The sequence below is a fragment of the Vibrio sp. C8 genome, assembly GCF_054051265.1.
The window spans coordinates 18,493-33,553 of record NZ_JBPAOE010000052.1 but is presented as its reverse complement, the minus strand read 5'-3'; the positions used below and the strand labels follow the sequence as shown (position 1 = coordinate 33,553).

Genomic DNA, 15,061 nt, shown 5'->3' with positions numbered 1-15,061 from the left:
GCACAATGCTCTACCGCTTAGCCAGAACTGGCTTTTTCAAATTGGATGCTGAAAAGGCGCATGATCTTGCCATCCAAAACTTCAAACGTTTTACCGGCACACCTCTTGATCTCTTCTACCGTCAACATCTCCCTAATCGACCAGTAGAATGTATGGGATTAACATTCAAAAACCCTGTTGGCCTTGCGGCTGGTCTTGATAAAAATGGCGAATGTATCGACGCATTTGGTGCTATGGGCTTCGGATTTGTAGAAGTAGGGACCGTCACTCCTCGTCCTCAATCAGGAAACGACAAACCACGTCTTTTCCGTATCATTCCAGCAGAAGGGATTATTAACCGTATGGGTTTTAACAACCTAGGCGTTGATAACCTGATTGAGAATGTAAAGAAAGCCAATTACGACGGGATTATCGGTATCAATATCGGTAAAAATAAAGACACACCAATCGAAAAGGGTGCGGATGACTATTTGATCTGTATGGAGAAGGTTTATCAGTATGCTGGTTACATTGCTGTAAACATCTCATCGCCAAATACTCCTGGACTGCGTACTTTACAGTACGGCGAAGCACTCGATGAACTATTAGCAGCGCTGAAGGAAAAACAAGCTGAACTTGCTAGCAAGTATGATAAGTATGTTCCTTTAGCTCTTAAAATTGCACCTGATCTAAGTGATGACGAAATTAAGCAAATTTGTGCATCATTAATTAAGAACCAAATCGATGGCGTCATTGCTACCAACACTACTTTGGATCGTTCTTTGGTTGAAGGTATGAAACACGGTAATGAAGCGGGTGGGTTAAGTGGTAAACCACTTCAATCTCGCAGCACTGAAGTGATCAAATGTTTATACCGTGAACTAGGCGATCAAATTCCAATTATTGGTGTTGGAGGCATTGATTCGTATGTTGCCGCTAAAGAAAAATTGTTAGCTGGAGCAAAACTTGTTCAGGTTTACAGTGGCTTCATTTACCAAGGACCAGGTTTGGTTGCGGACATTGTCAAAAATATCTAACTTGTTTCGCTGCGTATAGATTTACGAAAAAGTGACAAGGTAATGTAGAGAGGGAATGAGCAAATCATTTCCTCTTTTTTTTTGTTTTTCCTCTCTTAGAATGAACTTCAGTTAGTTGGCAAGGGTAATTAAGCGTTTTACCTAAATAGTCTGATAATAAATATATAGAGAGTCAGGACAATGCTTAAACCGAGTGACAAATGGAATTGGTACTACTCAGATAGTGAAGGCTATCTGATGTTAGAACTGGGTGAGGATATGGTGTTTCGCACTAACCTTAGCAGCAATCTATTAGTAGATTGCGCTTTTGCATCCAATCAATTTACCGTTGATGACGCTTCCGACTATCAAACTTATAAGGAGCGCATTGATTGCTTAAATCTCAGTGAGCCACGCAAAGTAGAATTAGTTCTATATTGTGTAGCCGCTAAGCGCTTCCATAAACCAGTTCAACCTAAGAGCTGGTTCTTTGACTATCAAAGCAGTGGTTATTCTCCAGAAGAGGGTGAAATTGTCAGCTTGGTTAACAGTAATGGCCAAGGTTATTTCATCGTCTTAGAAGTGGGCGACAGTGCCAGTCTTTGTGCACTCGTTGACCTTGAAGATTTTGCACTAAACGGTTCAAAGCAATTGCACTTTGGACAGGTAATTAAAGTCATGCATGATCGAATGGCTTCAGCAAATCAAATTTTGCTACCTCAGCCTATGGCGATGGTAGGCTAGTTTCCCTAGTATTTTCGTTCCTTTGTTTCATTTCCCATCGGCGTAAAGCCGATTTTTTTTGCCTAAAATTTCTCGTCGACAGGTAGGGTAACATTCGTTCCTACTATCTTATTTTTGATTCTGACAAATTAATTACATTTATTTTCCATCAAATGTGACATCCAATTCGCTCAAATCTCACACCCAAGGTATCTAAAACTTCCCGTTTTAGCTAATTTTGTAACTAATTTACAGTGTAAAAATACATCTGGTATAGTCCAATTTTATTGTGAATAAATACTCACTATCGCTATGAGCCTTTAGATTATTGGTTTTAAACTGAACGAAGATTTATCTGGCGGTTTTTTAGGTAATAGAAAGGATGTTTGGTGTTTTTATGGATTTGGGGTGTTTAGATTTGGGCAAGTAGTCCATTGTCAGTTATAATCTGACACCATTTTTATTAGCTAAAGAACAGTATGAATCAGTATCTAGCGGTAACCTCAAACGGTCTTGAGAACCTATTAGTAGAAGAATTAACAAAATTAGGGATTTCAGACGCCAAACCTGTACAAGCAGGGGTGAAATTCAAGGCGTCAAATGAGCAAATTTACCGTTGTTGTTTATGGAGCCGACTTGCTTCACGATTTGTACGTGTTATTACAGAATTCAATTGTCAAAATGATATGGACTTGTACCTTTCGGCAACGTCAGTGAACTGGGTCAATCATTTTCACAGCTCTAAAAAGTTTGTTGTTGACTTCAACGGTACAAACCGAGAGATCCGTAACAGTCAATACGGTGCAATGAAAGTTAAAGATGCCGTAGTTGATTGTTTTGAAAAGAAAAACCTCCCACGCCCCTCGATCAGTAAAGATCATGCAGATCTTCGCATTCATGTTCGTTTACATAATGATAAAGCGCTGCTGGGTATCGATATGGTTGGTGGTGGCTTACACGTCCGAGGTTACAGACCTGAATCTGGACGAGCTCCACTTCGAGAGACTTTGGCTGCTGCAATCATTCTACGTAGTGGTTGGGATGCCTCTAAGCCATTGCTAGACCCTATGTGTGGTTCGGGAACTCTATTGATTGAAGCTGCAATGATGGCTGCAAATATCGCACCTGGACTTAAGCGCGAGAAATGGGGCTTTGAGTCACTTGAAGATTTTGAACCAGAAGTGTGGGCAGAGGTGAAATCTGAAGCGAGTGTTCAAGCAAAAAGGGGTGTCAATAAAACTGACACTAAGTTCTTTGGCCTAGATAATGATAGTCGTGTACTGAAGACAGCTAAAGATAACGCTAGACGAGCTGGTGTAGAAAACTTGATTCAATTCGAGCTTGGTGATGCTTCTCTGCTTAAGAAGCCACAAGGCTTTGAGAATGGCGTTATTATATGTAACCCGCCATATGGTGAACGTTTGGGAACTCATCCTGGATTGATTGCGCTTTACACTGCATTTGGTGCTCAGCTGAAATCAGAGTTTGGTGGTTGTCAGGCATCTATCTTCTCTAGTTCAGATGAACTCCTAAGTTGTTTGCGTATGCGCGCTGAGAAACAATACAAGTTGAATAACGGTGCGTTACCTTGTCACCAAAAGAACTACTCAATTTCAGCCCGTGAGCGTTCTGAAGATGAGCAGCAGTCACAATCAACACAAATTGCCCCTGATTTCTCAAATAGATTGAAGAAGAACATTGGCAAGATTGGTAAATGGGCGAAACGAGAAGGTTTAGACTGTTATCGTATCTATGATGCAGATCTTCCTGAATACAACGTAGCGATTGACGTTTATCAGGACCAGCTAGTTATCCAAGAATATGCAGCACCTAAGAATATTCCAGAAGAGAAGGCGAAACGTCGTCTTACTGACATCATTCGAGCTGCAATTCAGGTGACCGAAACAAACGCAAACAATGTGGTTCTAAAAGTTCGTGCGAAACAAAAAGGCACGTCCCAGTATCAAAAATTTGGTCAGCAGTCTCAAACGATGGAAGTCAGCGAGTATGGTGTAAAACTTATCGTTAACTTACATGACTACTTGGATACTGGTCTTTTCTTAGATCATAAAATCACTCGTCGTAAACTGGGTGAGATGGCTCAAGGTAAAGACTTCTTGAATTTATTTGCCTATACAGGTTCAGGTACGGTTCACGCCGCTTGTGGTGGTGCAAAATCAACAACTACTGTTGATATGTCCAATACCTATCTCGAATGGGCTAAAGACAACATGAAGTTAAATGGTCAAGTAGGGCGTCAACATCAGTTTATCCAGGCGGATTGCCTTCAGTGGCTGGAGCAGGCTTCGGGTCAATATGATTTAATCTTTATCGATCCACCAACGTTCTCGAACTCAAAACGCATGGAGCAGTCTTTTGATGTTCAAAGAGACCACATTCAGTTAATGAAAAACCTCAAGCGTATTCTACGCCCAGATGGCACCATCGTTTTCTCGAACAACAAACGTCATTTTAAGATGGATATGGAAGAGCTAGGTAACTTGGGCTTGGAAGCGAAAAATATTTCAGCACAAACGCTTCCGCTCGATTTTGAGCGTAATAAGCATATCCATAACTGCTGGATTGTTACTCATAAGCAACTCTAGTAAATAATTAATAGGGAAGGTTGAGTGATCACTTTATATAGTACAGAGGGCTGTCATCTATGCGAGATGGCCTTCGCTTTACTAAATCAAGCAAATGTCTCTTCTCAAGTTGAAGTGATTGACATTGCATTCGACGATGAACTGTTTTCTCGTTACGGGGTAACTATACCCGTAGTCTCATATCAAGGTTCAGAGCTTAGCTGGCCTTTTGATTTTTCAGAATTAACTCAGTGGTTAGAAAATAATGGCATTAATTACCATTCATAACGGTTTACTGGCTTTTGGTGATCACCCTTTACTCGATCACGCAGATTTTGCATTACAAGAAAATGAGCGCGTGTGTTTGGTTGGACGAAATGGCGCTGGTAAATCGACGTTAATGAAAATCATCGCAGGCGAAATTCTGTTGGATGATGGCAAAATGCAAGTGATGCAAGATGTTGTGGTCTCTCGCCTAGAGCAAGACCCGCCTCGTAATCAGGAAGGAACGGTTTTTGACTATGTCGCTGGTGGACTACAAGAAGTTGGCGAACAATTAAGGATCTATAACGATCTGATCGATCTCGTTGCCGTTGACCCATCTGAGTCCAATATTAAGAAGCTTTCAAACGTTCAAGAGCAACTTGAACATTCTGGCGCATGGCGTTTCGAAGACAGAATTCAGAATGTATTAGCTTCGCTAAAGCTAGATGGTCATACGAAACTTACCGATCTATCAGGTGGTTGGCAGCGTAAAGCTGCGTTGGCTCGTGCGTTGGTGTGCGACCCTGATGTATTACTTCTTGATGAGCCTACCAACCATCTAGACGTTACGACGATTGAATGGCTGGAAGGGTTCTTAAAGGACTTTCGTGGCTCAATTATCTTTATTTCTCACGACCGTTCATTCATTAAATCTATGGCGACTCGCATCGTAGACTTGGATCGTGGTCAATTGAACTCTTTCCCGGGTGACTATGAAAATTATCTCAATGAGAAAGAAGAATTACTGCGAGTAGAAGAGCTGCAAAACGCTGAATTTGACAAGAAATTGGCTCAAGAAGAGGTCTGGATTCGTCAGGGTATTAAGGCTCGCCGTACGCGCAACGAAGGTCGAGTAAGAGCACTGAAAAAGCTTCGTCAAGAGCGCAGTGAAAGACGTGAAGTGCAGGGGAAAGTTAACCTGCAAATTGATGATGCTGCTCGTTCAGGAAAGATTGTATTTGAAGCAGAAAACTTAAGTTATGCCATTGATGGCAAACGCCTCGTTGATAACTTTAGCTTCAATATTATGCGCGGAGATCGCATTGCACTGATTGGTCCGAATGGTTGTGGTAAGAGTACACTGCTGAAGCTTCTTTTGGGTCAGTTGGAGGCGGACAGTGGTCGTTTGCATTGTGGTACGAAGCTGGAAGTGGCCTATTTCGATCAATATCGCGAAGTTTTAGATCCTGAAAAAACGGTTATAGACAACCTTGCTGATGGTAAACAAGAAGTGACTGTAGGTGGTCGTCAACGTCACGCATTGAGCTATCTTCAAGATTTCTTATTCGCACCTAAACGTGCAAGAACACCAGTAAAAGCGCTGTCAGGCGGTGAGAAAAACAGACTTCTTCTCGCTCGTTTGTTCCTAAGATCCAACAATTTATTGGTTCTCGATGAACCAACCAACGATTTAGATATCGAAACTTTGGAACTTTTGGAAGATTTGCTTGCCAATTATCAAGGCACTTTATTGTTAGTCAGCCACGACCGTGAGTTCGTAGACAATACAGTGACGACGAGTTGGATTTTTGAAGGTAACGGGAAAATAGAAGAGTTTGTCGGTGGCTATCACGATGCTCAGCAGCAGCGCTCTCAAGTACTGCAATCGCGTAGTGTCGAAAACGCAGTCAAACAAGAAAAATCGGTTGAGCCAGCTCCCAAATCAGAGCCTGCGAAGCCTAAGTCTAAGAAGTTATCTTATAAACTGCAGCGTGAATTAGAAACTCTGCCGCAAAAACTCGAAGAATTAGAAGCTGAAATAGAATCAATGCAAGAGCAAGTCAACGATGCAGATTTCTTTAGTCAGTCTGTAGATGTGACACAACCAATTTTAGACAAGTTAACTGCTAAAGAGCAGGAGCTTGAAATTGCATTTGAGCGCTGGGAAGAGCTCGAAGCAATGCAACAGGATAGTTAATGGATTTTATGAATAGAAAATTGTTTAAGTTGAGCGTAGTGAGCTCAGCGATTCTTGCTACCACACAGGTTTCTGCTGCGCTTTATAACGTAATGGAAGTTACGCCAAGTACTACATATAGCTATAAGAGTTCTTATGGTGTGGCTATTGAACAACCTACCAGTTTTAATGTATTTGATGCTAAGGATAACTGTTTCGAGAATAGTAGTGCCGGTGGAAAAGCATGTGATAGTTACACGCTCGCAGGTGAAACTCGTTTGAAATCACTTAATTCTAGTCAATCTGTAGATGGTGTCAGTTTTCGGGAAGAAGCACCGTTTGCATTCAATGATCGCAATGCTTTCGATTACCTTGATAGCTATGATGATTTTATAAATTACTGTGAAATTGAGTTGAGATATTCAACATGTAGTTATTGGGCCAGAGATCGTTGGGATGTATGGAATAGTGAAATAAACGGCTCAAACACTCCCAATTCTATTGCATTTACAGGTTCTTCAACTACTGGTACGGCTATAGATGAAAACTACAATATAGTTGTAAACAGTTTGCATTCGTCAACCCCCGTAGGGATTGGCTTTAAACTGAGTATCAATAGTAAAATTCGGGAACTTATTGATATTAATGATGCTTCCGATACGGATTTCAGAGCATGGCGAACGGATGACACCACCGGTAGCTACACGGTTGGTAGTAAAGTCATTTCTTCAAGCTCTAGCAACTATACAACGAAAGCTGCGATTATTAATGGTGGGACAACTTATACAATTGATTGGCCAAGTAATAGTTCTGTAGCTAGCAACAAGTATGCACAGGGTAGCATGCGGGATCTTGTTATAGTTGGCACTGAGATTTATGGGGTTGGCTTTAACTCTTATAACTCTAGTGAAAACTATATGAATGCAACAATTTTCCATGGTAGTACAACTGCTCTAGGTACTTGGGACTCGGTTTCCGTTAGTGGTGCTACCGTAGAGGTTGGTGGCGAATTAATTCATAGTAATTCTGTTGTTACCTCTGTCAATCATAACTTTATCGCAATAGGGTCCGCTAAGCGCGATGGATATAAACCTAAAACGAATGCAGCTGCTAATCGTTTGTTCATTGTCGATGATGTACGTTTGAATAGTGTGTCAGCAGTATTTCCGTCTGGCGGAATCCTATTTGATGGTGCAGGGGGAAAAGCTGGCGCTATCAATAATTACAACGAAATCGTTGGTCAAATTGATTTTGAGAATACTCGCGAAGTAGATGGTAAGCCACGTAGGAAGCGCGGCTTTATATATCCATATGTATCTGGCAATTATAACGGTTCTGATTTTGCTGAATATGAAAAAAGAGCTGCTAGATTTAAAAACAAAGCTTGGTATTTAGATGATTTAACGAATGACGGTTCACTGTCAGGTAATAACCAATATCGCGTTGTGGATGCTACAGATATCAATGACGCAGGCGTGATTTCTGGTACAGCTCTGAAGTGTAGTGGTGGATACAGTACTACTTCTCACAACTCTTCTTGTAGTGGAACTGAAACTGTTGTTGCAGTGAAACTTGTACCGATTGCCGGAGCTACCTCAAGTGATATTAGTCAACGAGGTACCGACACAACAACTTCTGAACGTTCGGGTGGTAGCTTAGGTTTATGGAGTTTAATTCTTCTGACTTTAGGTTGGTTCCGTAGAAAATAGTCATTTTTTGTCAATAAAGGCACAAGCTCACAAAAATAAGCTTGTGCTTTTTTTTGACTTGAGAAAGGTCAGATTTTGCGCGATTCTTTAGATGTGGTCATAAAAGATCCACACTAATGTAATAGTTGTAAGTAAGACACAAGTTACTGTATGAGGACTGCACTATGAAGAGACAAAAGCGTGATCGCCTTGAAAGAGCACAATCTCAAGGTTATAAAGCTGGTTTGAATGGACGATCTCCTGAGGAGTGTCCATACCAACAAAGTGATGCTCGTTCATATTGGCTAGGCGGTTGGCGTGACGCAAGAGATGATAAAAACTCTGGTCTCTATAAATAACCCCCACATACTAAAGGATCTTAAGCCCCGAAAGGGGCTTTTTAGTACCTAGCATTTATAACGCACTATAACTAAGTGTTTTTAATAAAATTAAAGCAGCTTGACAGCTGCTTTAATTAATAACTGAGAATTAAAACGCAGAAGTGTCTTGGAAGAGGCCAACTTTCAAGTCTTTAGCTACATAAATCTCTTTACCGTCAACCAATACGCGACCATCAGCAAGACCCATTACAAGCTTACGGTTTACTACGCGCTTCATATTGATTTCATAAGTCACTTTCTTCGCTGTTGGCAGGATTTGACCAGTAAATTTAACTTCACCAACACCAAGAGCACGGCCTTTACCTTTACCGCCAACCCAGCCTAAGAAGAAACCCACAAGTTGCCACATTGCATCTAGACCTAGACAGCCAGGCATTACAGGATCGCCAGGAAAGTGGCAGTCAAAGAACCATAAATCTGGAGTGATATCTAACTCAGCAATAATAAGACCTTTACCAAATTCGCCTTCAGTTTCAGACATTTTACTAATACGATCCATCATCAGCATGTTTGGTGCTGGCAACTGAGGGTAACCTTCGCCAAATAGCTCTCCACGGCTAGAGGCTAATAGGTCTTCACGATTATATGAGTCACGTTTGTTTTGCATTATCAATTACTCCAATTTCTGATAGGGTGCATGTTAGTGAACACGTGTACGCCAGACAACTCCGATCAGTACTAAACAAACCAGTTTTTGATACGTTCCACAAACCCAACTGGCTGAACATGTTTTTCAAAATTTTCAATACGTTCTGCAATTCTGCTAATGACGCTATCTTCATCTTCACCTCTGAATGGTTTACCCATAACAAGAGGTACGACTTCATCGACATGCGACACTGGCCAAATATGAAACTCTCCATTTTTAATACTTTCTACTACAGATTTGTGAAGAGCCAAATGTTTCAAATTGCTTTGGGGAAGGATAACGCCTTGTTCGCCGGTAAATCCTTGGTGTTGGCAAACATGGTAGAAGCCTTCAATTTTTTCATTTAAACCACCAACTGCTTGTACTCGGCCGAATTGGTCTACGGCTCCAGTAACGGCAATTTGCTGATTGATAGGGTATTCAGAAAGCGCACTGACTAATGAGCATAGTTCAGCTAGCGATGCACTGTCACCATCAACTTCACAATAAGACTGTTCAAACACTACAGATGCTGAATAAGGAAGAGGGACGTCTAAATCTAATTCACTGCTAACAAAAGCTTGCATAATCATCATGCCTTTTGCATGCAAGTTTCCACCTAGTTCAACTTTACGCTCAACGTCTGCAATATCACCATCGCCGAAGTGAATAACACAGGAAATTCGCGAAGGCTCACCGTAAGAAACAGGGTGGCCGGCAATATCGACAACCGTTAATCCGTTAACCTGACCAACCTGTTCGCCTTGAGTTTCAATAAACACTTGGCCATCTAGGATATCGTCCAAAGCTCTTTCTGGTAAGTAAGATTCTCTGTAATGACGAGCATCTATTGCGGTATCTATATGAATAGCTTCAATTACATCACCATTCGCTTCGACAGCCGCTTCTTCTAACAGAGCTCTATGCCACATAACGCAAAGTGGAGCATAGTGTTGATCTTCTGTGTAGCGGGCGCCCGCAGTCATTAAGCTTACTAGAGCTTCTATGTTTAGCTTAGGAAGTGCGTAGTAATCACATAACCATTTAACAAATGACAAATATTGGGTAATCGAATCAGAATCAATTTTTACATCTAATTCTAATTCACTGTAAATACAAAGCCCAGAGTGGATATCAGCATCTAGAAAATCAACATCCCCAAGCTGGCCTCTGTCACCAACAACGATCAGTTTGACGTCATATTGACTGTAAAGCACTTCTTCAATGATTGATTTTGGATCACAGTTAAATGGAGCAACAGGTGTACCGAGAATTGCAGATTTCAGAGTAGGCCACTGACGTGGATTGGCTAAAAGCAAGTTAGCGGAAACGATAAGATAACCACCATCAGCTTGAGATATCAGTCCGTTAGATTTAGAGACAATGTGACCATTTTCAGCTTTTACTTGCCCTAAAACTGCTTCCATATCAAGCGATTCGGTTGAAACTACGGACTTGCCTTCAACCATGCTTTCTAATTTTTCTTTTAACAAAGAGCGGTATATAGAGTTGTCAGGGGCATTAACAATCAAGAAACGGCTAAATCCTCTAATATTTAGAAATCTGTCGATTGCTTTTGTTAACCTAGATTGGGTATCGATTAGCGAAATCGGTTGTAGGTTAGGGTACTGTTCGAGTTGAATTTGAAATTCATCGTACTGGGGAGTTGCAAGGCGCCAAATATCTTGAGTCATTGAATTACTGAATTGATTGTTAGAGACAACGAATTATATAGAAAAACCACTAGTTCGAATAGCACACATGATGAATGATCTTCCTCTAGTTTTTATCAGGATTAATTTGAACATAAAATCGGGTTGGGTTACGCTGTCACCCTGATTTTTAATGGATTGCCTCAAATGAAATATCAACAGCTTGAAAACCTAGAATGTGGTTGGAAATGGCAGTATTTGATTAAGAAGTGGAAAGATGGTGAATCAATTACTTGCCATCTTGATCGTAGTGAAGCGGATGCTGCCATACAGAAATTGAAATCGATTGAGCATGAACCTACGTTGGTTCTGGAATGGATTGAAAAACATATGGCTCCTGAGCTTGATAATAAGCTGAAGCAAGCGATTCGAGCAAAACGTAAGCGCCACTTTAATGCAGAGCAAATCCATACACGTAAAAAATCGATAGATCTTGACTACCAAGTCTGGGAAAAGCTTTCCACTAGAGCTAATGAACTGGGATGTACGTTGTCAGACGCAATTGAATATTTGCTCAGTGAAGCTTCTCGAAGTGAGAAAGCCAGCAAAGCTGTGTCAAACTTAAAAGAAGATTTGAGTAAGTTGCTGTCTAATTAGGAGTTAACTCATGCTGTACGTAATTTTAATCGCTGCTTTAATCATTTTCTGGCTTGTAGTTGTTGATAGGCCTGTACTTAAAGTTACTTTTAAAGATGGCACTTTAAGTAAAGTAAAAGGTCATTTTCCTCCAACGTTTAAACATAACGTCGCTGAGATTGCAGAAGTAACGCCGTTTAGCGGTGAAATGAAGGTATATCAGCAACGTACAGGCATGAAATTAGTATTTACAGAGCAAGTTCCTAAAAAAGTTCAACAACGAATTCGCAACGTATTTCCGCATCAAGGATTTAAGAGTTCTGGTGATAAAACCAAGAAGACTCGTTGAAAAAATTAAATCAAATCAAATAGATAAGGCGCCAGTTTGGCGTCTTATCTTTCCCGCACTTAAGTGCGCATTATGTATGTTATGTTAAATAACACTTTCTAGATTCGAACATCATACCTGTATTGTGCGGATAACTACTCTGTTCCCTCTGCGTTTTACATAATTAGCATTTACCATAAAATACCTAATAACTACATTTATCATCTGTGATTAAAAATGTAGTTATTAGGCTGTAAACCTTTCTATAACTGATGAGATTTCTTTGATGCGCATCGGTTTAAGCATAAAGTCATTCATGCCGGCTTTTAGGCATTCGTCTTTATCGTCATCCATTGTGTGTGCTGTTAATGCAATGATTGGGACACTAAGACTCTTAGCGCGGATTTGTTTGGTTGCTTCAATTCCATCCATCACCGGCATTGAAATATCCATAAAGATTAAATCGAATTGTTCGTCGTTTTTGATGAGCTCTACTGCTTGTTTTCCGTTATCTGCTAATGTCACGTTGTAACCTAATCGGCTCAGCATCAACTGTATTACTATCTGATTAGTTTTCGTATCTTCAACTACCAGAATGTTATAAGTCTTCTCTTCGTTCTTCTTAATTACCGCGTTGGTTATTGTGCCTTTGGGTACATCTATGCAACTATCTTTCAAAGGAATCGTAATTTCAAAGCAACTTCCTTTGTGTAATGTGCTGCTAACTGAAATTGTTCCTTTCATCAGTTCTACAAGATGTTTGGTTATGGTTAATCCCAGTCCTGTACCGCCATAATTTCGAGTATGCGAGCTATCCGCTTGTATAAATGGTGAAAACAGTTGTTCAACTCTGTCGCTTTCTATTCCTATACCTGTGTCGTTAACCTGAATATTCAATTTTCCACCAAGATCATAAAGTGACACTGTAACCATGCCTTTCTCAGTGAATTTAACGGCGTTACCTACAACATTAAACAGTATTTGAGTTAAACGAACGGGATCGACTAGATACTCAGTTGTAGGACAAAGTTTTACATCTACACAAAATGCTATGCCTTTATCCTCAGCAAGTTGGCGGTGATACTCCAAAGCATTATTCAGTTTATGGTATAGATTTATTTTGTGACACTGTAGCTTAAAGTGGCCAGATTCAATGCGGCTTAGATCTAGTACATCGTTAATTATCACTAGAAGTAGTTCTGCTGAATGTTCCATTTGTTCCAACAGATCTAGTTGATGAATGTTAGATGTATCTCTTAAAACATCAATTAAACCTAACACGGCATTCAATGGCGTTCTTAACTCATGACTCATCATTGCTAAAAACTGAGATTTAGACTTGTTCGCCTGCTCAGCAAGTTGCTGCGCCACTACCAGTTCTTTGGTTTTTATATCAACAAGTCTTTGCAACTCTTCTTTATATTCAATATCGCTAATTGCTCGTTCTAAAAGTGGCCTAAATCGAAGTAACGTTGTTTTCATATCTAGGCTGAATTGGCCTTTATTCTTACCGAGCAATAACAACACAGAATCTGATGTTTGAGTTCTTATTCCGGTAATTAAGGCTGATTCAATCTGATTTTTGAGGAAGCTATTGAGATATTTAAATTCATCAAGTTTGGTGGGTTCAAAAAGTATGATGGATTCTCCATCAAGTACGCGCTGAAATTTTGTGCCGTTTAACCAGTTTTTTCCTGTAAACGCGATATTTGAAGTAAGAAATGTGGAGTAGCTTGCGTTGTCCTTGCCTTTGGATATAACGATGAAATCATTGAACTTAATGTATCGACTGAGCACTTTCTTCAATTCATCGAAGATTTGATATTTGTTGTCGGCTCGGCTAAGTGCAGACAAAGCCGCTAGGATGACTTGGTTTTCTTCGGTTATCAGGCGTTCCCGTTCTCTGCTGCGTTCTAACTCAAGCAACGTTTCGTTGAAATGTTCAATATATTGCTGCTTCATAGATAGTGCTCTGACTCGTAAAAGATTGCAGATGAAATCATTAAATTGCCGTGAGCATTCTCTCCACCGACAAGTTTCCCTTGTTCACCAAAAGTGAAAGGACAGATGAAAGGACAACCATTCATTTGAGAGATGATATTTTCATATACTTCTCTCATTTGTTTTCCTAAATGCAGCATAGAACCAGCGCAAAAAATGATGATGCCACCAACCATCTCAGTTTCATTGTAGTTCTTTATATTTGCATCTTTTACAAATCTTGACGCTCTATCTATTAGATGTGCTTTTGAACCCGTCATTAAGGTTATAGTCTCTCCTACTCTGCTTTCGGAAAACATTTCTAAAGCATCTTCGTCAGTGATACGAATTGGATGTGACAATTTAAAATATGGTTGACTATCTATATGACCAACGACATTACCGATAGGAAATTCAGAAATATAATCAAACAAGTATTCCTCTAATATTGATAAGCCTGAACACTCACTCAACCATTGTTGATAGACCTGTTTTGCTGGCATTTTATCTATAGCATATATATAGCGCCCACAAGCATTGGTAATTCTTCCAGAGTACTCTGTAGGTGAATATCCCACGCTCAAACCCGTGGCGACGGGAATGGAAAGGAAACCAACAAGAATAGTTAAAGCTTCAGATGAAGCGTTATGTTCGTTCGAGACTGACCAGTTGCCGACGATATTGTTGTCGGCAGCCGTTCCACCAATAATAGGGACTTGGGTTCCGAACTGTGCGTCAATCGCCTCTATAATACGTTCTTCATTTCCCGGAGTTGAATGAAGAACGATAAAGTCAGGAACTTCACCGACTCTGTTTGCATTTAAAAGCGCTTCATTAACGGCTGAACCAACTATTTCGTCGAACTGGGTACAATTTTTGAGACTGGCATAAGCTGTACCGTAGGCGCTGCTCTTGGAATCATCGTAAATTGCCATGACACCAATAACGGTACCACAGTGCATGCCTGCGTCTGTCATCAGGCCATTGCAGGAAGAGCAGCCAACAATAGGAATATCTGGAAAGTAACAAGACAAAAAGCTGGAAAGGTTTTGGTTACTATAAACTTCGGTGTAGTAACAAACGATTGCACTAATTCCGGTCAGATTGATAGAAGACCGGATCTCTCTGATGGCGTCATTAGCATCTGGATTATTTGAAATAGCTGTTTTAAGTCGCATTCACGAGTTACTTATGTGTACAGTCCGAATTAATTTATACCCCATAATAATTTAGATATGTATGGCACTCTCCTCTCTATGTCACATAAGTCTTATAAATAGAACG

The 15,061-nt window shown here is 40.4% G+C and carries 13 protein-coding genes; 9 read left to right on the top strand and 4 right to left on the bottom strand.

All coding sequences use genetic code 11. The annotated features are described in order from the left end of the window. The first annotated feature begins 5 nt into the window (after positions 1-5). From pyrD to rmf, 7 genes are all read left to right on the top strand, one after another. Complete coding sequence (gene pyrD / locus ACRQQK_RS19635) at positions 6-1,016, top strand: quinone-dependent dihydroorotate dehydrogenase (protein ID WP_457514224.1); 1,011 nt, start codon at positions 6-8, stop codon at positions 1,014-1,016. A gap of 180 nt (positions 1,017-1,196) precedes the next feature. Next, positions 1,197-1,739, top strand: a complete 543-nt coding sequence (locus tag ACRQQK_RS19630) for a cell division protein ZapC (protein ID WP_457514222.1) — start codon at positions 1,197-1,199, stop codon at positions 1,737-1,739. Between the two features lie 458 nt (positions 1,740-2,197). Then, positions 2,198-4,324 carry a bifunctional 23S rRNA (guanine(2069)-N(7))-methyltransferase RlmK/23S rRNA (guanine(2445)-N(2))-methyltransferase RlmL gene (rlmKL, locus tag ACRQQK_RS19625; protein WP_457514220.1) on the top strand — a complete coding sequence of 709 codons (2,127 nt, stop codon included), beginning with the start codon at positions 2,198-2,200 and terminating at the stop codon, positions 4,322-4,324. A 24-nt stretch (positions 4,325-4,348) separates the two neighbouring features. Further along, on the top strand, positions 4,349-4,591 hold the full coding sequence (locus tag ACRQQK_RS19620; protein WP_457514218.1) for a glutaredoxin family protein: 243 nt from the start codon (positions 4,349-4,351) through the stop codon (positions 4,589-4,591). Next, entirely contained in the window at positions 4,569-6,485 is a 1,917-nt protein-coding gene (locus ACRQQK_RS19615; RefSeq protein WP_457514216.1) for an ABC transporter ATP-binding protein, read from the top strand. Before ACRQQK_RS19620 ends, ACRQQK_RS19615 begins: the two co-directional genes overlap by 23 nt. Before the next feature lie 8 nt (positions 6,486-6,493). After that, positions 6,494-8,173 (top strand): DUF3466 family protein, encoded by a 1,680-nt coding sequence (locus tag ACRQQK_RS19610; RefSeq protein WP_457514444.1) that lies wholly within the window; start codon positions 6,494-6,496, stop codon positions 8,171-8,173. A gap of 164 nt (positions 8,174-8,337) precedes the next feature. After that, positions 8,338-8,511 carry a ribosome modulation factor gene (rmf, locus tag ACRQQK_RS19605; RefSeq protein WP_042482436.1) on the top strand — a complete coding sequence of 58 codons (174 nt, stop codon included), beginning with the start codon at positions 8,338-8,340 and terminating at the stop codon, positions 8,509-8,511. A 130-nt stretch (positions 8,512-8,641) separates the two neighbouring features. Here rmf and fabA read toward each other — a convergent pair whose 3' ends face one another. Together fabA and ACRQQK_RS19595 are read right to left on the bottom strand one after the other, a co-directional pair. Continuing rightward, positions 8,642-9,160 carry a bifunctional 3-hydroxydecanoyl-ACP dehydratase/trans-2-decenoyl-ACP isomerase gene (gene fabA / locus ACRQQK_RS19600; protein WP_102942154.1) on the bottom strand — a complete coding sequence of 173 codons (519 nt, stop codon included), beginning with the start codon at positions 9,158-9,160 and terminating at the stop codon, positions 8,642-8,644. Positions 9,161-9,231: 71 nt separating this feature from the next. After that, on the bottom strand, positions 9,232-10,875 hold the full coding sequence (locus ACRQQK_RS19595; protein ID WP_457514213.1) for a S16 family serine protease: 1,644 nt from the start codon (positions 10,873-10,875) through the stop codon (positions 9,232-9,234). 165 nt (positions 10,876-11,040) lie between these two features. Between ACRQQK_RS19595 and matP the strand changes: the two genes are divergently transcribed. Then, a complete protein-coding gene (gene matP, locus ACRQQK_RS19590; RefSeq protein ID WP_457514211.1) occupies positions 11,041-11,490 on the top strand; it encodes a macrodomain Ter protein MatP in 450 nt (149 codons plus the stop codon). 10 nt (positions 11,491-11,500) lie between these two features. Continuing rightward, positions 11,501-11,818 carry a DUF3634 family protein gene (locus ACRQQK_RS19585; RefSeq protein WP_457514209.1) on the top strand — a complete coding sequence of 106 codons (318 nt, stop codon included), beginning with the start codon at positions 11,501-11,503 and terminating at the stop codon, positions 11,816-11,818. Between the two features lie 225 nt (positions 11,819-12,043). On the opposite strand, the gene ACRQQK_RS19580 is transcribed toward ACRQQK_RS19585, so the two are convergent. Together ACRQQK_RS19580 and ACRQQK_RS19575 are read right to left on the bottom strand one after the other, a co-directional pair. Then, positions 12,044-13,759, bottom strand: coding sequence for a response regulator (locus ACRQQK_RS19580; protein ID WP_457514207.1), 1,716 nt, complete (start codon positions 13,757-13,759; stop codon positions 12,044-12,046). Continuing rightward, positions 13,756-14,955 (bottom strand): FIST signal transduction protein, encoded by a 1,200-nt coding sequence (locus tag ACRQQK_RS19575; protein WP_457514205.1) that lies wholly within the window; start codon positions 14,953-14,955, stop codon positions 13,756-13,758. Before ACRQQK_RS19575 ends, ACRQQK_RS19580 begins: the two co-directional genes overlap by 4 nt. Between the last annotated feature and the right edge of the window lie 106 nt (positions 14,956-15,061).